General features: G+C 61.5%; 14 protein-coding genes and 2 pseudogenes. 2 read left to right on the plus strand and 14 right to left on the minus strand.

The genetic code is table 11. The features are described 5' to 3' along the window. Window positions 1–174 precede the first annotated feature (174 nt). The gene (locus ACW9UQ_RS04755) at window positions 175–717 is read left to right on the plus strand and encodes an RNA polymerase sigma factor (protein WP_458929854.1); all 543 of its coding nucleotides are present in this window, start codon (window positions 175–177) and stop codon (window positions 715–717) included. Between the two features lie 1,439 nt (window positions 718–2,156). Continuing rightward, window positions 2,157–3,749 (plus strand): annotated as a pseudogene (locus tag ACW9UQ_RS04760) (vWA domain-containing protein); the annotation flags it as partial. 146 nt (window positions 3,750–3,895) lie between these two features. Here ACW9UQ_RS04760 and ACW9UQ_RS04765 read toward each other — a convergent pair. The 14 genes and pseudogenes from ACW9UQ_RS04765 to ACW9UQ_RS04830 all read right to left on the minus strand — a co-directional run. After that, window positions 3,896–4,279: pseudogene (locus ACW9UQ_RS04765) on the minus strand (dimethylarginine dimethylaminohydrolase); the annotation flags it as partial. Window positions 4,280–4,432: 153 nt separating this feature from the next. Further along, window positions 4,433–4,885: an Hsp20 family protein gene (locus ACW9UQ_RS04770; protein WP_458929855.1), complete on the minus strand. Its 453-nt coding sequence runs from the start codon at window positions 4,883–4,885 to the stop codon at window positions 4,433–4,435. 130 nt (window positions 4,886–5,015) lie between these two features. Beyond that, window positions 5,016–5,858, minus strand: coding sequence for a trypsin-like serine peptidase (locus ACW9UQ_RS04775; protein WP_458929856.1), 843 nt, complete (start codon window positions 5,856–5,858; stop codon window positions 5,016–5,018). A gap of 61 nt (window positions 5,859–5,919) precedes the next feature. After that, on the minus strand, window positions 5,920–6,738 hold the full coding sequence (locus tag ACW9UQ_RS04780; RefSeq protein ID WP_458929857.1) for a trypsin-like serine peptidase: 819 nt from the start codon (window positions 6,736–6,738) through the stop codon (window positions 5,920–5,922). Between the two features lie 214 nt (window positions 6,739–6,952). After that, entirely contained in the window at window positions 6,953–8,245 is a 1,293-nt protein-coding gene (gene glcF / locus ACW9UQ_RS04785) for a glycolate oxidase subunit GlcF (RefSeq protein ID WP_458929858.1), read from the minus strand. 46 nt (window positions 8,246–8,291) lie between these two features. Continuing rightward, window positions 8,292–8,762 carry a hypothetical protein gene (locus ACW9UQ_RS04790; protein ID WP_458929859.1) on the minus strand — a complete coding sequence of 157 codons (471 nt, stop codon included), beginning with the start codon at window positions 8,760–8,762 and terminating at the stop codon, window positions 8,292–8,294. Next, window positions 8,693–9,064 (minus strand): hypothetical protein, encoded by a 372-nt coding sequence (locus tag ACW9UQ_RS04795; protein ID WP_458929860.1) that lies wholly within the window; start codon window positions 9,062–9,064, stop codon window positions 8,693–8,695. Before ACW9UQ_RS04795 ends, ACW9UQ_RS04790 begins: the two co-directional genes overlap by 70 nt. Before the next feature lie 18 nt (window positions 9,065–9,082). Then, a complete protein-coding gene (gene glcE / locus ACW9UQ_RS04800; RefSeq protein WP_458929861.1) occupies window positions 9,083–10,201 on the minus strand; it encodes a glycolate oxidase subunit GlcE in 1,119 nt (372 codons plus the stop codon). Further along, window positions 10,198–11,631 carry an FAD-linked oxidase C-terminal domain-containing protein gene (locus ACW9UQ_RS04805; RefSeq protein ID WP_458929862.1) on the minus strand — a complete coding sequence of 478 codons (1,434 nt, stop codon included), beginning with the start codon at window positions 11,629–11,631 and terminating at the stop codon, window positions 10,198–10,200. Before ACW9UQ_RS04805 ends, glcE begins: the two co-directional genes overlap by 4 nt. Window positions 11,632–11,730: 99 nt before the next feature. Next, window positions 11,731–12,396: a thioredoxin family protein gene (locus tag ACW9UQ_RS04810; RefSeq protein ID WP_458929863.1), complete on the minus strand. Its 666-nt coding sequence runs from the start codon at window positions 12,394–12,396 to the stop codon at window positions 11,731–11,733. Then, window positions 12,396–14,492, minus strand: coding sequence for a hypothetical protein (locus tag ACW9UQ_RS04815; protein WP_458929864.1), 2,097 nt, complete (start codon window positions 14,490–14,492; stop codon window positions 12,396–12,398). Before ACW9UQ_RS04815 ends, ACW9UQ_RS04810 begins: the two co-directional genes overlap by 1 nt. Before the next feature lies 1 nt (window position 14,493). Further along, entirely contained in the window at window positions 14,494–17,325 is a 2,832-nt protein-coding gene (locus tag ACW9UQ_RS04820; protein ID WP_458929865.1) for a DUF4159 domain-containing protein, read from the minus strand. Further along, the gene (locus tag ACW9UQ_RS04825; protein WP_458929866.1) at window positions 17,326–18,231 is read right to left on the minus strand and encodes a DUF58 domain-containing protein; all 906 of its coding nucleotides are present in this window, start codon (window positions 18,229–18,231) and stop codon (window positions 17,326–17,328) included. Next, window positions 18,228–19,232, minus strand: a complete 1,005-nt coding sequence (locus ACW9UQ_RS04830) for an AAA family ATPase (protein WP_458929867.1) — start codon at window positions 19,230–19,232, stop codon at window positions 18,228–18,230. Before ACW9UQ_RS04830 ends, ACW9UQ_RS04825 begins: the two co-directional genes overlap by 4 nt. Between the last annotated feature and the right edge of the window lie 28 nt (window positions 19,233–19,260).

Consider the following 19,260-nt stretch of genomic DNA (forward strand, 5'->3'; position numbering starts at 1 on the left):
TACAGCTTTTGGGTGCGACTGCACCAGCCAGCATCATATGGCTTTTGTGAACGATCAAAACACCTTGCCGGAAACCCTATACGTCGGCCTGAAGGACCAGACATTCATATGGAAAAAAATTTCGCATCTTGACCAAGGATTGCGCTACGGTCCGCGTCCAATGGACAGATGCGCATGAAAACCAGTGATGAGAATTTAGTCAGGGCCGCACAGGGTGGCGATGCGGCAGCCTTTGCCGCGCTGATCACGCGGCATTACGACCTGGTCTACCGACTGGGGTTTCGGGTGCTTGGCAACCAGGCCGAGGCTGAGGATCTGGCGCAGGATATCTGCGCTGCCCTGCCCGGCAAACTGGACAGCTTTCGGGCAGAGGCCAAGTTTACCACCTGGCTGCACCGGATTGTCCTGAATGCCGCGCGCGATCTGATACGCCACCGGGCGACGCGGGCAAAAGCCGCTGATGGCTGGGGCGATGTGGAATTGATGCGCCGGGCCGAAGCGACGCAAACCCGCGCCGAACTGGACTGGCTGACCGAGGCGATGCAGGGCCTAAGCGACGATCTGCGCGAAACCGTCGCGCTGGTCCTGGGCGAGGAAATGACCCACGCCGCCGCCGCTGAAAGCCTTGGCGTCTCCGAAGGGACGATCAGCTGGCGCATGAGCGAAGTGAAAAAAGCCCTGCGCGCGCAAGCACAGGAAGAGGAGATGTTCGGATGACCGACGACCTCGAAAAACTCGGACAGGCGCTGCGCCGCCAGACCCCGCCCCCCGCGGACGGGGCCAAAGAACATGCGCTGCAAGCCGCGATGGAAAATTTTCAAGCCCACGCCCAAGGATCGGCGGAGGAGGCGCGTCCTAACAGTGATCGGCCACATGGGGTGGCCCGTTTACTGGAAGGATTGAAGACGATGACAAACCTCGTGACAACCCGTGCAGCAATGATGGGCACCGCCTCGGTTGCGGCTGTTGCGCTTGCGCTTTTCCTTGTGAATGACCAGCCCGGCCTGGACCCGGTCCGCACCGGCGGCCCTGTCGCGGACGCCCTGCCACAGGCACCCGCTGCATCATCCGAAGAATTCCAGATCGCCGCAGTTGAGGAAGACGAGCTGCGCCGCGAACCCGCAGATAGCTCTGCCGCCTTCGCAAACGCACCAGCACCCGCGCCCTCCCCGTTCAACGACGGCCAAAGCCCCCAAACCGACCTGTCCCGCGCCCGCATGGCCGACGCTGCTGCCACCCCCCGCCCCACCACGACATCCAAAGCTGCCGTCGCCGCCACAGTCGATGAATCGATGGTGATGGCAGAAGCTGATATTGTGGAGGAAGAGGCCGAAGTGGGCACAAGCACCGACACTTCTGACGAGCTGCCGGAAGAGTTTCGCGATTTCACGATCACTTCGCTTGGAAAGGACACCTCAAAAAATCTGCGTCCCGGTGAGGTTGTCGATGTCTATTGGGAAGGGCAGATGCATGGTGCTCCGACAACCAAGATCATACTGACCGAAACACTGGTCCATCAAATAAGCGCTCAAAGTGAAACGGCAGCAACTAAAAACAGTGATGAAATCCAACTAAAGGTGTCGCCGCTGGTCGTCGCAACTTTAGCCCAGGCCCAGGCTACAGGAACGCTGACCATTGTCCGCCCAGGCTCGCCCGAAGCCTTCAAATTGGCCGCATTGGCGACCAACACCGTGCCGGTCAATCTAACAGTTGATGTAACCACAACTGTTGCAGGGTTTGTTAAGCCGGGTAGCCTGATCGATATTTACTGGAGCGGTAAAACAGATGCTGGCGGGCCAGTCACCAAACTGGTGCTTGAGAGTGTCGCGTTGTCAAGTATCAAGCCGCTGCCGGTCGAGGGCACGCCTGAGGGTCCAACGGTCAGCATCGGTATTGAGATCGAACTGGATGCCGAGGCTTATACCAGCTTCAGACAAAACTCCCGGTCTGGGCGCTTCAGCATGGCTTTAAGGGGCAATGACGAAGAGATGATTGTTGGCCAGGTTCTCGAAGCTGCCCAGGACGACCTCCTTGGCATAGAAGAAGTGACCACCAGCGACGGGACCATCCAGTATGAGACTGTGAGAAGAGGTGTTGAGGTCGTTCGCGTTCCAGTTAACAAGTCAGGGGGCCAGAACGAACCCGCGAAACCGACACCGTCGACAGTATCAAGAGCACAAGAGGAAGTTGTGGACCAAGCCCTCGCCGGTACGGTGGCAGGGGAAGCTGATGCTGAACAGCGACCAATAGGTGGACTGCAATACGGTCGTCAAGTTGAGAGAAATGACCGAGTGCGATTTGCCGCGCCTGCGGGTGACGAGATCGCTGCCCCAGTTCCCGAAGCCAACACCGAACGCTTCCCCGATGCGGCCCCGGGCAACCTCAAGCAGGTAAAGACCGACCCGGTTTCGACCTTCTCTATCGATGTCGACACAGCCTCCTATTCTTTCATCCGGTCGTCCCTGATGCTTGGGCAGAAGCCCCCGGCAGTGGCGGTGCGGATCGAGGAGATGATCAACTATTTCGACTATGACTATCCGATGCCCGAAACCCGTGAGGTGCCGTTCCGCACCTCTGTCTCGGTCACTGATACCCCATGGAACGAGGGCACCAAGCTGATCCAGATCGGCATTCAGGGCTATGATCTGCCTAATGATGACCGGCCCGATGCCAATCTGGTTTTCCTGATCGACACGTCCGGTTCCATGCAGGACGCCAACAAGCTGCCGCTGCTGATCCAGTCTTTCCGCCTGCTGCTAACCAAGCTGGGCGAAAACGACACGGTCGCGATTGTGACCTATGCGGGCAGCGCCGGTGTGGTGCTGGAACCGACACCCGCCTTGGAAAGGGCCAAAATCCTGAACAGCCTGACCCGCCTGAGCGCTGGTGGATCAACCGCCGGGCAAGCCGGGCTGCAGCAGGCCTATGCTTTGGCTGAGGACATGAGCAAAGATGGCGACATCTCCCGCGTGATCCTGGCCACTGATGGTGACTTCAATGTCGGGATTTCCGATACCGAAGAGCTGAAAACCTATATCGAGGACAAGCGCAAAACAGGCGTCTATCTGTCGGTGCTGGGCTTTGGCCGGGGCAACACCAATGATCAGCTGATGCAGGCGCTGGCTCAGAACGGCAACGGCACAGCGGCCTATATCGACACGCTGGCCGAGGCGCAGAAAGTGCTGGTCGAGGAAGCCTCCGGCGCGCTCTTCCCCATCGCCAACGATGTGAAGATCCAGATGGAGTTCAACCCTGCCCAAATCGCGGAATACCGGCTGATCGGCTATGAAACCCGGGCGCTGAAGCGCGAGGATTTCAACAATGACGCCGTGGATGCGGGCGAGATTGGCGCGGGCCATACCGTGACCGCGATCTATGAGGTCACCCCCGTCGGTTCCCCCGCGATCCGTATCGATCCGCTGCGCTATGGGGCCGAAGAACCGGTTGCTGCGTCCAATGACAACCCGGAATACGGCTTCCTGCGGCTGCGCTACAAACTGCCCGGCGAAAGCCGCTCTAAGCTGATCGAAACGCCGATTTTGGCGGATCGTGCGGATATCCCGGCCTCGGAAGTGGCATTTGCCACAGCTGTCGCAGGCTTTGGAGAGTATCTGCGAGGAAGCGCCTGGCTTGGCGAGTGGGGGCCTGCTGAGCTCCAGGCGCTGGCTGGCGGTAACAGGGGGGAGGATCGGTTCGGGTATCGGGCCGAGTTCATTCGCCTGATGGGCTTGGCCCAGACCGCCCAGTAGCCGTTCTTTCCCTCCAAAGGCGGGACGGCGATCCCTCGGTGTGGCACCACACCGGGGGATTTTTTGTTACAGCTTGTTGAAACTCCTGATTTCAGGCAGCGTTGGGTGATTCAGTTTTTTCGCATAACGCTGCAAATGGTCATTCGTCAGCTTGGTGAAAACCGCAGCGACAGGCAGGACAGGCCTCCATCAACCTTTGCGGCTTCATCATTGCCAATCTCGCGCACCTCGTATCCCGCCTGCAACAGCCGGTCCCGCGTCGCGGGAAATCCGGCAGGCAGTAACACCAGATTGTTGAACCGGATCGCATTGGCCGCCGCATCTTCCCCATCGGCGGCATGAATAACCCGATAGCCGGAAAAGCAACCCGACGCCTCCAAACGCTGGGTCGAAAGGATCGTCTCTTCGTCCAGCAGCGCACAATCGGTTTTGAAATGCAGAACACCAGGCGGCGTGTCCACCACCCGTACGGTATAGCCCCACTCCTCGACATGACGACGAAGCGCCCCTGCGCCAGCGCGGTTCGTGCGTTGGCGCTCATATCATTGTCCTGAAGATTGATCTTGATGATCTGCCCACGAAACCGGTCAGAGGTCAAACACCCTGAGGCAAAGCGCACTTGCCGCATACAAAAAGGCCCGCCGTTTCGGGCGGGCCAGGGTTCACAAGAGGCAGGTTTGTGATCAGTTCGCGCGGCCTTCGATGGCCGGAGCGCTAGCAATCTCGATCTTGCGAGGTTTCAGTGCCTCGGGCACCTCGCGGATCAGATCGATATGCAGCAGGCCGTTTTCAGTGGTGGCCGCTTCGGCACGCACGTGATCGGCCAGTTGGAACCGGCGCTCAAAGGCGCGGGTGGCGATGCCGCGATGCAGATAGCTGCGGTCGTCGCTGTCGTCTTCGGCTTTCTTACCGGTGACAATCAGCTGGCCTTCCTTGGCCTCGATATTCAGGTCGCCTTCCGCAAACCCGGCAACGGCAAGCGTGATGCGATAAGCATCTTCGCCGGTCTTTTCGATGTTGTAGGGCGGGTAGGACTGGGTGCCACTGTCGCTGGACATCACATTGTCCAAAATACCGGCAAGGCGGTCAAAACCGACGGTGGAACGATAAAGCGGGGCAAAATCAAGTGTACGCATGTGCATCCTCCTAGAAGCGATACGCGTGGGTTTGCGGCCCTCCATTCGGACGGGCCATGGTTGATCGCCGGACCCGTCTGGCGTCCGACAGTAGCGATATGGGGTGTCAAAAGACCGGGTTCAAGACCCGTCAGTTGCCGATCTGGGGCAGGCCCTGTTGATCGCCCTCGCGGCCCAACTGGTCCGACAGGGATGGCGCATTGCCGCTGCTGACGGAGTTGATCGAACGGAACACGGGGTCGCTTTCTTCCAACTGAGCTAAAAGCTGATCCAGCGATTCGCCTAGCGCGGCCCCCAACGCGACCTCCTGATCTTTCCATTCAGCCATGGCCGATAGAACTGAGGCGACCTTTGGCCCCTCTTCCGTCATCGCAAAGACAGGTGAACCGGAGGCGCCGAAATTCACATCGCAGGAATAGACCAGCACGTTTTTCTGACCCGCCAGCACCTCGCAGCTTTCTTCAAGCGACGGGGCCGCCTCTCGGCCGCGGGCATAGGACACGACCGTCACTTTATCCCCGATAGAAGGTTTACGGTATCGCTCAAAGGGTTTGATGACACTATCGCGGATCGGGAGTTCCAGTTCGACAACGGCAATGTCAAAGGCAACCCGCAGCATCCGGTCATTCAGGCGATAGCTGAATTTCTCATGCGTCATGACCCGGCGCGCCCGGCGACTGGCCGAGGCGCGTCCGTTGCGCAGACCGGCATAGAACGAAATCTCATTGGCAGGGATCTTGCGGCCGGTGCGCTGTGAATAGATGCAATGCGCGGCAGTCAGAACATGCGTCTCTGAGATCAGGGTGCCGGTGCAAAAGCCTTCATCCTGCAGATCCAGCCGACCAACCGCCTGCCAGAGGCGCGCTTCATCCGCGGTTTCCAGGGCAACGAGGTCGGCACCGTCCTCTGCCAGCAGAGCAGACCCGGGGATCAAGCCGCCAAGGGCTGCAAGGATCAGAACGCACCGTCTCAAAAACAATCCCACATGTTACCGGTCTTCACTGGTGTCTTATGGCAGCCCAACCGGCAAAAAACTAGTCATTCGTGATTTGCGGCAGGCGATTACGCAGGTTTGTCGCTCCGCCCATCGGAACCGCACGCTCGCCGGTCCCGACCTGCGCCGTCTTGCGCTCAGGCTCATTCGCATCCAGCAGGCTCATCAGCGTCTCGACCTTGCCGTCAATCGCCATGGTGAAGGCTGCTGTTTTACCCGCCAGACGCCCCTTGGCCGAAACCACAGACACGATCCGCGGACGCGGGCCAGACATATCAAAGATCGGCGAACCGGATGCCCCGAAGGTTACATCACAGGACAGGGCCATAACCCGCTTGTGCTGGCCAAGCACCGTGCAGCTGTCCTGGATCGAAGGCACATCGGCGCGCCCCTGAGCATAGGACACAATCCCCACGGCCGAGCCGGTGCGCGGGCGTGTCGCGCGCTCAAACGGCAGGGCAGCGGTTTCGCGAATGGGGCGGTCCAATTCGATCAGCGCCAGATCGTTGGTGATCTGCACGTTATTCGGATGCAGCGAATAGCGATAATCCGGGTCGATCATCACCCGGCGCGCGCCGCGAATGGATTCAGCATGCCCGTCGCTCCAACCAGCGACAAAGCTGACCTGGCTGTCTGGCAACCGGCCACCCGACTGCGGATCAAAAAAGCAATGTGCGGCGGTCAGCACCAGCCCGGGCGCAATCAGCGTGCCGGTGCAAAACCCGTCATGCCCGATATTGACCCGGCCAACAGCAACCCAGTCACGCGCCTCATCCACATGATCAAGCGCGCGCAGCGGGCTATCGGCCAGGACAAGACCCGGCAGCATCGCAAACAGAAAGAAAGCTACTCTTAACATGGTGATCAGATATCGCGGGGGATTGTGGCGCGAGAAAGACCGCCGCATGGCAATTTTGAAGTGTCTTATAGGCACTAAATACAGCAGCAGCTACAACAGAAAAACCATATATATTGTGGTTTTAGGCCCATGATCGGAACACAGCCAAACCGGCCCCGCCACACCTGCCACACGCACTCTATACGAAGGTACAGGCGACCAACTAACCAGTTGTCTAGGCCGAATCCGACAGCGCTGCCGGGACCGGCCCACCCGTCGCCCAGTCAAGCAATTCCACCGTATGCACGACCGGCGCGGTAGATGCCGTGCCGATCTGCATCATGCAGCCGATATTGCCCGCCGCGATGACGTCCGGCTGCAACCGGTCCAATGTCGCCACCTTGCGGTCACGCAATTGCTCGGAAATCTCGGGCTGCAGCAGGTTATACGTCCCGGCAGACCCACAGCACAAATGCGGATCGGACGGCTCACAAACAGCAAAGCCCGCCCCGCGCAACAGCGCTTTGGGCGCATCGGTGATCTTCTGGCCATGCTGCAGGGAGCACGCGGCATGATAGGCCACAGTCAGGGGCTTTGGGGCCTGTGCCTCAGGCTTCAGGGCCACCAGCAATTCCGAGATATCCTGCGCCAGCCCGGCAACCGTTGCCGCCTCCTCTGCCAGGGGATCGTTGCGGAACATATGGCCATAATCCTTCACCGTGGTTCCACAGCCCGAGGTGTTGATGACAATGGCATCAAGCCCGTCTCCGCGCACTTCGGCCATAAAGGCGCGGATGTTGCTTGCTGCCATCCTGTGGCTTTCATCCTCTTTGCCCATGTGATGGGTCAGCGCCCCGCAACAGCCCGCACCTTTGACGATCACCACCTCGCAGCCCAGACGGGTCAGCAGGCGAATGGTCGCCTCGTTGATATCGGTGTTCAGCGCGCGCTGCGCACAGCCGGTCATCAGTGCTACGCGTTTCAAACGCGGGCCTTTCGCGTCATGGATTTGAGGGCGATCCATCAGGCTGGGTGTCGGAATGCGCTTTGGCGCCATGCCCACCATGGCGCGCAACCGCCGGTCAGGCAGCAGCCCACGAACGGGCCGCGCCAGCTTTGCCCCGACCAGCGCCAGCCGGAACCGGTTGGGATAGGGGATAACCCGCGCCAGCAACCAGCGCAGCGCACGCTCTGAAAACGGCCGTTTATAGGTCTTTTCGATATGCGCCCGGGCGTGATCCACCAAATGCATGTAATGCACCCCCGAGGGACACGTCGTCATGCAGGCCAGACAGGACAGACACCGATCAATATGCTTGACCGTATTTTCATCCGCCGGGCGGTCATTTTCCAGCATATCCTTGATCAGATAGATACGCCCCCTCGGGCTGTCCAACTCATCCCCCAAAACCTGATAGGTCGGACAAGTCGCCGTGCAGAACCCGCAATGCACACAAGTGCGCAAAATCTCATTCGCCCGTTCAATCCCCGGATCCTGAAGCTGCTGTTTGGTGAAATTCGTCTGCATCAGCAGGCACCATGTAAGGGCAGGATATCGGCGACCAGAAACACGATTACTGGACCTGCGACGTGGCGGGCTGCACCGGGATCACAAGATCCTCCAGCCCGGCATCCAGAAAATGCAGGGTCGCATCGGCCACAAAGGGCTGCTCGGCCATCGCCTGCTGGATGCGCGCCACCGCACGCTCCACATCCGTCACCGCGAAATCCATATAGATCGCCTCCATGCCATGCCCGCCGCCCACATAGCCGCCAAGCTTATCCTCAGACAGTGCTTTATGCAGCATCTCTTCGATATCTCCACGTTCCGAGACATCGTTGAACGGGTGCGCATCGCTGCGCGCGACCTTCAGCAAAAGGAACCATTCGTCGAAATTGCTGTGACAGCGCGAGGAAAACGGCGCGCGGGACAAGACCGCCTGACCGAAAATCTCATGCAATGTGGAATAGGTGATCAGGTCAGGGCGCAGATTATCCTCGCGCGGCGGCTCCAGTTGAAACAACAGATACTGACGCTCATCCATCGTGGCAAATCCGGGGCCATGCGGATAACCAGACGCGCCAGCGCGCGCAACTCACTGCGCCATTCAGCGGTTACACACAATGCGTGCCCCCGGTCCGACGGACCGAATTCCCACATCAGATTCTCTGACACCGCTTTCAGCGCGTCCATCACACCGACAGACTGGGACACCAGATCACCATCCCGCGACTCAAACGCATGATCCAGCGTATCCGCCCCGGCCGCAAAGGCCTCCCAGAACGCTGCGATGGCGTCGTGCTGGTCCTGAGGCAGCATAGTTGCCGCAAAATCATAAGGGTCCATGGTAAAGGTCGCCTTCGTCTATTGAGGATACATCAGCCCGGGGTTCAGCACCCCGCGCGGATCGAACTTTTCGCGCAATCCAGCGCTAAGAGCCGCCGTCACGCGATCAACAGGCTGGAACACCCCCAGCCGGGTTTTGGTCTCATCCGAGGCACGTAGCAAAGTCGCGTGCCCACCAATGCCATTCAGTGCGGCGCGTACATCACTGCCCGCGGCCACGCGGACCCAAACCAAACCGCCGCCCCAGTCATAGCAATGCGCCAGCGGGCGCAGCTGCTCAACAACCGCAGGCCCGTCCGTCGGCTTGACAGAGATCCGCCAGACATCGCCCTCCCCCTGCAAACCAGAGGCATCGCGGATCGCATCCCATGTCCTCACATCCCCATCGCTGTCGATCTGATCCGTGAACGCGGCCAACATCTCTTCCAACTGCGTGGCCCGGTACGTGACCGACTGCGCAAACCCTTCGATGCGGATGAATGTGGCCTCATGCCCCGGCTTCGGGTCATGCGCCGCCCCCGTCACATCAAAGGGGGAGGCCAACGCCGCCCGCATCGCTGCCCCGGCCTGTGCATCAGACAAGCCACGCAGAACAATCGTCCGGGAGACCTCCGGCTTGGGCAGCACCTTAAAGGCCACCTCCGTCAACACACCAAGCGTGCCATAACTGCCCGCCAGCAGCTTCACCAGATCATAGCCGGTGACATTTTTCATCACCCGGCCGCCATTCTTGATGACATTCCCCTGCCCATCGACGAACCGCACACCCAACATGCAATCGCGGCACGCCCCCGCCTGAATGCGGCGCGGGCCCGAGATATTGCAGGCCGCGACCGCGCCGATGGTGGGGCTGCCCTCAGAACCAAATAGGCTGCGGTGATCCATCGGCTCAAACGGCAGGCGCTGGTTTTCGGCATCCAACGCGGTCTCAACCTCGGCCATTGGCGTGCCGGCCTTGACCACCAGTGTCAGCGCCCCGGGTTCATAAAGGCTAATACCCGACAGACCGCTGGTTTCCAGCACAGCACCCTCCACCGGATGCCCCAGCCCGGCGCGCGTCCCGCCGCCTTTGATCCGCAAAGGACCCGTGGCGTTGGCGACAGCCTCGGCCAGTTGCTGCTCGTCTGCGGGCCTCATACGGCGCGTCGCCCGGCGGTGACGGTCAGCGGGAACACTTTGGCGGGGTTCAGCAGCCATTTGGGATCAAACACATCCTTAACCGCCAGCTGCGCCTCAAGGTCGGCAGGGTCATATTGCGTCGTCATCAGGTCACGCTTTTCCACGCCCACCCCATGTTCGCCGGTCAGACAGCCGCCAACCTCAACACAAAGCTTCAGCACATCCGCCCCGAACGCCTCGCATTTTTCAAGATCGCCGGGCTTGTTGGCATCAAACAGGATCAGCGGGTGCATATTGCCGTCCCCGGCATGAAACACATTTCCGACATCCAGCCCATATTCGGCGGACAACTCCCCGATCCGGCGCAAGACCTGCGGCAGGGCGGAAACCGGGATTGTGCCATCCAGGCACATATAATCACTGATCTGACCAATCGCCCCAAAGGCCGATTTGCGCCCTTTCCAGATCAGCGCGGACTCCTCGGCCGAGCCGCTTTCGCGCAGCTCTGCCGGATTATGGGTCCGCGCAATCGCGGTGATCTTTTCCAGCTGCTCGCGAATTTCCGCCTCGGATCCCTCAACCTCGACGATCAGCAAAGCCTCCACATCGGGATAGCCTGCCTGGGCGAAGTTTTCGCAGGTCTGAATACACAGCCGATCCATGAACTCAATCGCCACCGGTAGAATGCCAGCCTTAATGATATCGGCCACACAGGCACCCGCCACCTCACTATCGTCAAACCCCATCAGCACCGGACGCGCCCCTTCAGGTTTGCGCAGAATGCGCAGCGTGGCCTCGGTCACTACGCCAAGCTGCCCTTCAGAGCCGCAGATCACACCCAACAGGTCATAGCCGGGCGCATCCAGATGCGCGCCGCCGATCTCGACCACCTCGCCGTCCATGGTGACCATCGTGACGCCAAGCAGATTGTTGGTGGTAACCCCATATTTCAGGCAATGCGCCCCACCAGAATTCATCCCGACATTGCCCGCAATCGCACAGGCCAACTGGCTGGACGGGTCCGGAGCGTAAAAGAAATCCCCTTCCTCCACAGCACCGCTGACCGACAGATTGGTGCGCCCGGCCTGCACCCGGATAATCCGGTTCTCATAGTCGGTTTCCAACACCGCATTCATCCGCGCCACGCCAAGGATCACACTATCCTCGGTCGGCAAAGCGCCCCCCGCCAGCGACGTGCCCGAGCCGCGCGGCACCACTGGAACCCCCTCCTCATGGCAAACCTTCAGAACCGCCGCGACCTCGTCCGTTGTCGATGGCAAAACCACCGCCAAAGGTGGGCAGCGATAGGCCGTCAGCGCGTCGCATTCATAGGCTCGGGTCTCTGCCGGGTCCGATATCACGGCATCGCCCGGCAACACCAACCGCAATCGCGCGACGATCTGCGCTTTGCGGGACAAAACGACCTGATCAGGTTGTGGCATTTCCATTTCGGGCACCCAGAAAACTGCAATCGCCCGACAGTAGCCCGCGCCAGGCCAAGTGGGAAGCGGCACGACATCAAATGTGACATCATGCCGTTCGAACAGTCACTCTTTGCGCGCTAGCCCGTGCATTTCCTGCAGTTCCAGCCGCAATTTGCCCCGGTCATAGCCGCGAAACCAGTCCGCAGTATCGCGGCGCACTTCGACCCTTTTAGGGTCAAGCTTTGCGGCAAACCGCCCTTCTGCATCGACCGTGAATATAAACGGCAACCCACCATCATAGCGTTCCAGCGCACCGGCCTGCTCTAACGCCGCCACCCCGCCCGGCGCGTGCCAGGCATCTATATTCACAACAACAAAATTATCCGCAACAAAGCCTGTCAGATCAGCGGCCTGTTTCGACATATCCTCTTCGGCGCGCTCATAGATGGTGGCCTCCATCCATTCATCCTCGGAACTGCTGGAAAATGTGTGCGTGAACTCATCCACTTCGCCGTGGATATAAGCCTCGAACACATGGCACCAGATGCACCACTCTGCACCAAAGGACACCAGAAGCACCTTGCCCTGCTCATTTGCCTCAGCCAGTGCCGCGTTGAACAGGGCGACCTGATCACTGCACTCATCAAAGATCTTCGCCCGGCCATTGCGGCAATCCGGCGATATCTGCGACGGAAAGGCTGAAAGCTCCTGTTCCGCAGCGACATAGCTTGCCGGAACCAGAATAGCAGCGCAGGACAGCAGAAAAAGTGATGCGATCCGTTTGGTCATTACCTACCTTCAATTCTCCAGGCCACAAACACCAGCGAGGCGGCAATCAGCAGGACCAGCCAGCCGGGGGCCAGCGGGGTCAGGCGGATATCGCGGACGTCATAGGCTTCGCGCTGTTCCAACCCGATCCAGCCACGACCTGTCGCGATACGGCCCTCACGGATGCGGCGGATATCAGGCAGGCCGTCGGACATGCGGAAGATACCGCCGCCCGTCGCCTCGCTCAGCGGTGCCAGCACCGCGGCGGTCGAGATCGGGTTCTCGAATTCCTTAGGCGCGGCAGGCCCGATGGCGGTAACGGTCTCGGTATCGCCTTCGCGCAACCGGTAAACCCCGTTTTCAGCAGCAGGGAACTGCGCTTTCCATTCGCCGGGGGCAACCTCGGTCAGGGGCAGAACTTCAACCTGGCCCGAGGGGGTGCGGATTTCCACATCCCCCACACTGTCACCCAGCGTGCGGCGCGTGATCACCACCTCGCTGCCCGAGGGTTCGGCGACCAGAACTTCCTCTTCCAGTTCCGGCTCCTGCATCAGCCAGTGGGCCAGTCTGCGCAGCAATTCCTGTTGCGGGCCACCGCCCTCAAAGCCGCGCGACCACAACCAGGCATGATCCGAGGCCAGCATCGCAATGCGCCCCTCGCCCACCCGGTCCATCAGCAACAGTGGCCGACCGCCCGGCCCCTCCATCACCGCATTGCCGCTCAATTGTTCCATCTCGACCAGGCGGAACCAGCGCCCCCAACCCGGTGTGCCATCCTCTGCCGCAGGGCGCGGCGCAAAGGTTTCCAGCCCGCGCGTCACCGGATGGCGACGGCCAACATCCGAGATCATCGGCACGAACCCCTGCTCAAGCACACGCTTGGTCGGCATCGCAGGCAGCACATCGCGCAGCGGTGTCCGATAAAGGCTTTCCGCCCCGCCAAAAGCCGGGCCCGAGGCGATCAGAACCGCCCCGCCATCGCGGATATACTGGGTGATATTGTCGATATAGAGGGTCGGCAGAACACCCCGGCGGCGATATCGGTCAAAGATGATCAGATCAAACTCATGCACCTTATCCATGAACAATTCGCGGGTCGGAAAGGCAATCAGGCTCAGTTCAAACACCGGCACGCCGTCCTGCTTTTCCGGTGGGCGCAGGATGGTGAAATGCACCAGATCTACCGCCGAATCGGATTTCAGCAGGTTGCGCCAGGTCCGCTCCCCGGCATAGGGCTCGCCGGAAACCAGCAGCACCCGCAGCCGATCGCGGATACCGTTAACCGAGATCACTGCGCTGTTGTTACGGTCGGTCAACTCTCCCTTGGCCGACGGAACCGTGATCTGCAGCACGTTCATGCCGCCGCGATCCAGTTCAATAGGCAGGGTGATATTGCGGTTTCCGGGAACCTCGAACACTCTGGGATTCTCACCGTTCACCGAAATCAGCAATGGGATCATCTCGCCGCTATCGGGCGCATCGCCCAGCGACTGAACTTCCATCTCAAGCTCGATCTTTTCGCCGACAATGGCAAAGGATGGCGCGGTTTTCACCCGAATGCGCCGGTCCCATTCACCCGGACGTCCGGTCAGGATCACATGCACAGGCGCGGGAAACTCGGTCAGAAAATCCGGGTCATGCACCTGCCCGTCGGTCAGGATAATCGCCCCTGCAATGCGATCCGCCGACACCTCAGCCGCAGCAGAGGCCAGCGCCACCGCCAGCCGCGTGCCACGATCCGCGTCTTCACCAACGCCATCGGTCACGCGCACGGTCCGAATGTCGATCCCCGCCTCACCAGCGCGCTCCCCCAGGGCGGACAGCGCAGCATTCACCTCTGTGCTTGCCCGGCTCATCTGATCCGGGCGAACGTCAATCCGTTGCGAGGCGGTCTCATCCACCACCATCAGCACGATGTCCTGCAGATAATCCCGATCCTCCTGCTTCAGCGACGGATCGGCCAGCGCCAGAACCAGCACCGCACCGGCCAGCGCTCGCAGCCACCAGCCGCTCAGCCCACGCCACAGCGCCAACAGGATCAGCGCGACCGAGATCGCAGCAGCCGCGATGACAAACGGCCAGGGCACCAGTGGCGCGAAGGATATGGAGTCGATCATATCAATTGCCCAGACGATCCAGCAGGGCCGGGACATGCACCTGATCGGATTTATAGTTGCCGGTCATCACATGCATGATCAGGTTGACGCCGAACCTGTAGGCCATCTCGCGCTGACGCGCACCAGCCGTCCCCCGGCCGACCGGCAGCATCGGCACACCGCGTTCATCCATGGCCCAGGCCGCCGCCCAGTCATTGGCGCCGATCACCACCGGCGTCACCCCGTCATTGAGGTTGCGGAACGGCATGCCCTCTACCTCTTCCGCATTCGGCGCGGCTTCGACCCAGACGTCGGTATTGGCGTAGCGTCCCGGGAAATCCTTCAGCAGATAGAAAGTGCGGGTCATCACGTGATCCGGCGGGGCCGGTTCCAGCGCCGGAATGTCCAGCTTGGCCGCCAGCCGCTGCAAGACCCGCCCATTCGGCGTTCCGCCCCCCGGGCCACCGCCCAGATTGGCATCACGCGTGTCAAACAGGATCATCCCGCCCGAGCGCAGATACTGGTTCAGCTTGGCATAAGCCGCATCCGAAGGCAGGTCCTGCGCCTCCGAAACCGGCCAGTACAGAAACGGCAGGAAAGAAATCTCGTCATTTTCCAGATCAACCGCCACCGGATCGCCCGGCTCCACCGCTGTGCGACGGCCAAGAATGGTGCTTATCCCGCGCATCCCGGCCTCGCTGATGCGATCAACTTTGGGATCGCCCGTGACGACATAGGCCAGCACTGTCTCGGTCGCGGCGCGCAGGGCTAACTGATCGGCCCGACGCTGCTCCGCTGCGGTCATCTCGGCCGCTTCGGTCTGTGCGCTGCCCGGCGGCGGGGCTGCAACCAGACCCAGCGCCAGCAAGATCATCGCCGCACGGGCCATCCGCGGACCGGACAAACGCCCGCCAATCCACAAGGTCGCCAGTATATCCAGCGCAAGCAGACCCAGCGCGACCAGTATCAGCCACGGCTTCAGGATTGTTTCAGAAACGACACCCATAGCCTCGGATGTTACACCAGCGGGCAGCGGAGCCAAAGGCGAAAGCGTATCGCCCGCCCGAAACAGGTTTAGAGCAAACCGGCGGTCGCCTGCCTGATACAGCCCCGGCGGCATGTCAGGGCCGGGCCGCTCGTTGATCAGCCTCGCGCCATCCACCCCGGTCAGCAATTTGGGCTCTTGCACCGTGCCGAAGCCATCCAGCACCGCCACGGGTGTCCAGGTTTGCCCCTCAAGATCGGTCGCTTCGGGCGCAGCCCCCCTTGTGGACACGGCCAGGCGTTCCAGCATCTGCACATACAGCACCGTCAGCGGCAGATTCGACCATTGCGCGCTGGCAGTCACATGGAACAGCACCACGCGCCCCTCACCCTGATTGCGCCCGGTGACCAGCGGTGTGCCATCCTCAAGCGCGGCCATCACCCGGTCAGGCAGATTCGGGTCGGGTTGCGCCATGACCTGACTTGTAACATCCACGTCATCCGGTAGGGGCAGGCCATAGAACGGGCTGGTTTCCGGGAAGGGCCGCAACTGTTTCGGCGCCCCCCAGGACATCGCGCCGCCCACATTGCGCCCCCCCGCCCGCAGGCGGACAGGCAAAAGCGGGTCTTCCTCCAACTGCCCCTCACCCGATTGCGCCAGACGCGGCCCGGCAAACCGGATCAGCAAGCCGCCCGCCTCGATCCAGGCGATCAGCCCCTCACGCTCGCTGTCGCCCAAACGGCCAACATCGGCAAAGATAATCACATCCGGGTTGGCGGTCAGGATATCCGCAAGCGGTGCCTCGATCAGATCGGCCGAGGGTTCCAACGCCTTGCGCAGGAAAAACAGGGGTGAGTTCAGACGCTGCTGCTCAGATTGCGCGACACCGGCCACCAGTCCGATCTTGCGCCGCTTCAACCCATCATCAGCCAACGCCACCGCCCCAGCTGAGCGGACCTGCGGCAAAGCCAGCCGCGTCACCCGGTTGCGCAGTTCCAGCGGCAGGTCGAGGGCAACCTCCTGCACCGCGTCGGCGTCCAGATCAAACATGACCTGATCCTGACCCAGCACCCGCTCGATCCCGCGTGGATCGGTGCCGATGGCCGACAGTTGCAGGGACGCACGCGCACCACCTTCGGCGCGTAGCACCTCCAGCCGAACGGCTCCGTCCCGAAACTCCGGCGCGGTCAGCGCAATCGGGTTTGCATCATCGGACACCACCGTAACCGGTCCACGCGCCATCAGCGCCGCCAGAAATGCCGCGTCATCTTCGCCCGCCAGCCCGTCCGTCAGCCAAATGGTTTCAAACCCGGTCTCGTCACCAGCGCCCGACACCTCATCCAGCCAAGCGGCAAAGCCAAGCCGGTCTGCCGACCAAGATTGCGGCACCAGCCCCGTCACCCGGCTGGCAAGCGCGGCAGCATCACGAAACGGAATGCGCGGATCGCCAGGCACCGGGTCTGTCAGCAGCATCACCGCCGCAGGACGCCCCGCCCGCGCCGCCTGATCCAGCACTTCGGCCGCCCGCGCCTGCCGGTCTGACCAGCGCGGCGCACTGGCCCAACTGCCATCCATGGCCACCAGAACGGGGCTATCCCCCCGGGCCTGCACATCCGGGTTCAGCACCGGATCGGCAAAGGCAAATATCGCCGCCGCAAGGGCCCCCATACGCAGCAACAGCAACCACCAGGGCGTTCTGACCGGCTCTTTCTCAGGGTCACGCAGCCCCAACAGCAAACGCACCCCGGGAAACACCCGCTTGGCCGGGGCTGGCGGCACCGCACGCAAAAGCCACCACAGCACCGGCAGCACCGCCAAGGCGACCAGAATAGCCGGGGTCAGAAAAGCAACAGGACCGGCGCTCAGCATCTAACGCACCCCGCCAATCGCCATATAAAGCCACAACAGCGCCTTGCGCGGGCTGTCCGAGGTGCGATGCACCATCCAGCGCCACCCGGTGCGCTTGGCCATGGTTTCCAAAGCGTCCCGGCGTTCCTGCAGCCGGTCACGATAGGCATCGCGCAGCGCACGCGCGCGCTGGGTCTCAAACTCCACCCCGCCCCCCATGGAGCGGAACACCGTGCGCCCGTCAAACGGGAAACTTTCCTCTGTTTCATCGACAATCTGAACCAGACAGCCCTGCACATTGCTGTCCGCAGCATGGGTCAGGGCTGGAAAAATATCTTCGCGCGCGCCCATGAAATCCGACAAAAACACCGCCCGCCCGCTGGTCGAGAACCGCGCCATCGGCGGTGCGCCAAAATCCGGGCGATCCTCGCGCTCAGCCGCCATGGACATCGCCATACAGGACAACTGACGCTCGCCCGATCGCGGCATCGCCGCCTCGGTGCCCAACAGCGACACCCGCTCCCCGGCTTTGACCAACAGCACCGACAGCGCCAGGCTCAGCAAGACCGCCCGATCCCGCTTGGACCGCTCCGCCTTAGGGCCCTTATAGTCCATCGCCTGCGCATCATCCGCCCAGATGCTGACGGTCTGCGCCGCTTCCCACTCCATCTCCCGGATATAAAGGCTATCGGACCGCCCGGACCGCCGCCAATCCACAGCCGTCTGAACATCCCCCGGCACGGCCCGGCGATATTGCCAGAAATTCTCGCCCATCCCGGCCCGTCTACGGCCATGCACGCCCATCGCCACGGTAAACGCCAGACGCTCTGCCTCAGCCAGCAAGGGCGGCAGAGAGCCAGCGATTTTCTCGGCGTCGCGGCGCAGCAGGACCGCAGAGCGGACCGTGTCGGACACAGCTTCGCTCACGCAGCAACGTCCCGCTTCAGAACAGTGGTCAGCAGCTTGTCAATCACGCCATGAATGGTCTGCCCATCTGCACGTGCGGCAAAGCCCAGCGCCATACGGTGCGTCAGAACCGGATGCGCCATGGCAACGACATCATCCGTGCTGGGCGCCAGACGCCCCTGCATCAAGGCCCGCGCCCGCACGGTCAGCATCAGCGCCTGCGCTGCACGCGGCCCCGGCCCCCAGGCCAGTGATGCCGCGATATCGGCCTCGGCATCCGCCGTGTCTGGACGGGCCGCGCGGACCAGATCAAGGATCTGCTCAACCACCGATTCGCCCACCGGCATCCGCCGGATGATCTGTTGCGCCTGCAGCAGGCTGGCCGCATCAAACACCGCCTCGGCCTGTTTTTCCTCAACGCCGGTGGTGGCAAGAATAATATCCCGCTCCGCCTCGCGATCAGGATAAGGCACATCAATCTGCACCAGGAACCGGTCAAGCTGCGCTTCGGGCAGGGGATAGGTCCCTTCCTGCTCAATCGGGTTCTGGGTCGCCAGAACGTGGAACGGGCGCGGCAGCGGGCGGTGTTCGCCTGCAATCGTCACCTCATGCTCCTGCATCGCCTGCAACAGCGCCGACTGGGTTCGCGGGCTGGCACGGTTGATCTCATCGGCCATCAGCAACTGGCAGAAAATCGGCCCCTGAATGAATTTGAAGGTCCGGCTGCCATCGGGACCGGTCTCCAGCACCTCGGCCCCCAGAATGTCCGAGGGCATCAGATCCGGCGTGAACTGCACCCGGTTGGCATCCAGCCCCATCACCGTGCCCAAAGCCTCCACCAGCCGGGTTTTGGCCAGCCCGGGCGCGCCCACCAGCAGGCCGTGCCCACCACACAGCAACGCATTCAACGTCAGATCAACAACCGTCTGCTGCCCGATGACCCGACGGCCCACCATCTGGCGCGCCTTGACCAGCGCCTCGGCGGTTTTTTCCATTTCGCTGACCAGGTCTTCAGTGCTCATAAGGCCATCCTGTTCTGGGGCGCGCCGG

Source organism: Halovulum sp. GXIMD14793, from assembly GCF_054457435.1.

What these genes read in the sequence shown, in the direction of transcription:
- ACW9UQ_RS04755 (WP_458929854.1), top strand. Translation starts at nt 175, where the DNA reads ATGAAAACCAGTGATGAGAATTTAGTCAGGGCCGCACAGGGTGGCGAT.
- ACW9UQ_RS04820 (WP_458929865.1), bottom strand. Translation starts at nt 17,325, where the DNA reads ATGCTGAGCGCCGGTCCTGTTGCTTTTCTGACCCCGGCTATTCTGGTC.
- ACW9UQ_RS04805 (WP_458929862.1), bottom strand. Translation starts at nt 11,631, where the DNA reads ATGGAAATGCCACAACCTGATCAGGTCGTTTTGTCCCGCAAAGCGCAG.
- glcE (WP_458929861.1), bottom strand. Translation starts at nt 10,201, where the DNA reads ATGAGGCCCGCAGACGAGCAGCAACTGGCCGAGGCTGTCGCCAACGCC.
- ACW9UQ_RS04810 (WP_458929863.1), bottom strand. Translation starts at nt 12,396, where the DNA reads ATGACCAAACGGATCGCATCACTTTTTCTGCTGTCCTGCGCTGCTATT.
- ACW9UQ_RS04815 (WP_458929864.1), bottom strand. Translation starts at nt 14,492, where the DNA reads ATGATCGACTCCATATCCTTCGCGCCACTGGTGCCCTGGCCGTTTGTC.
- ACW9UQ_RS04780 (WP_458929857.1), bottom strand. Translation starts at nt 6,738, where the DNA reads ATGTTAAGAGTAGCTTTCTTTCTGTTTGCGATGCTGCCGGGTCTTGTC.
- glcF (WP_458929858.1), bottom strand. Translation starts at nt 8,245, where the DNA reads ATGCAGACGAATTTCACCAAACAGCAGCTTCAGGATCCGGGGATTGAA.
- ACW9UQ_RS04795 (WP_458929860.1), bottom strand. Translation starts at nt 9,064, where the DNA reads ATGGACCCTTATGATTTTGCGGCAACTATGCTGCCTCAGGACCAGCAC.
- ACW9UQ_RS04790 (WP_458929859.1), bottom strand. Translation starts at nt 8,762, where the DNA reads ATGGATGAGCGTCAGTATCTGTTGTTTCAACTGGAGCCGCCGCGCGAG.
- ACW9UQ_RS04770 (WP_458929855.1), bottom strand. Translation starts at nt 4,885, where the DNA reads ATGCGTACACTTGATTTTGCCCCGCTTTATCGTTCCACCGTCGGTTTT.
- ACW9UQ_RS04830 (WP_458929867.1), bottom strand. Translation starts at nt 19,232, where the DNA reads ATGAGCACTGAAGACCTGGTCAGCGAAATGGAAAAAACCGCCGAGGCG.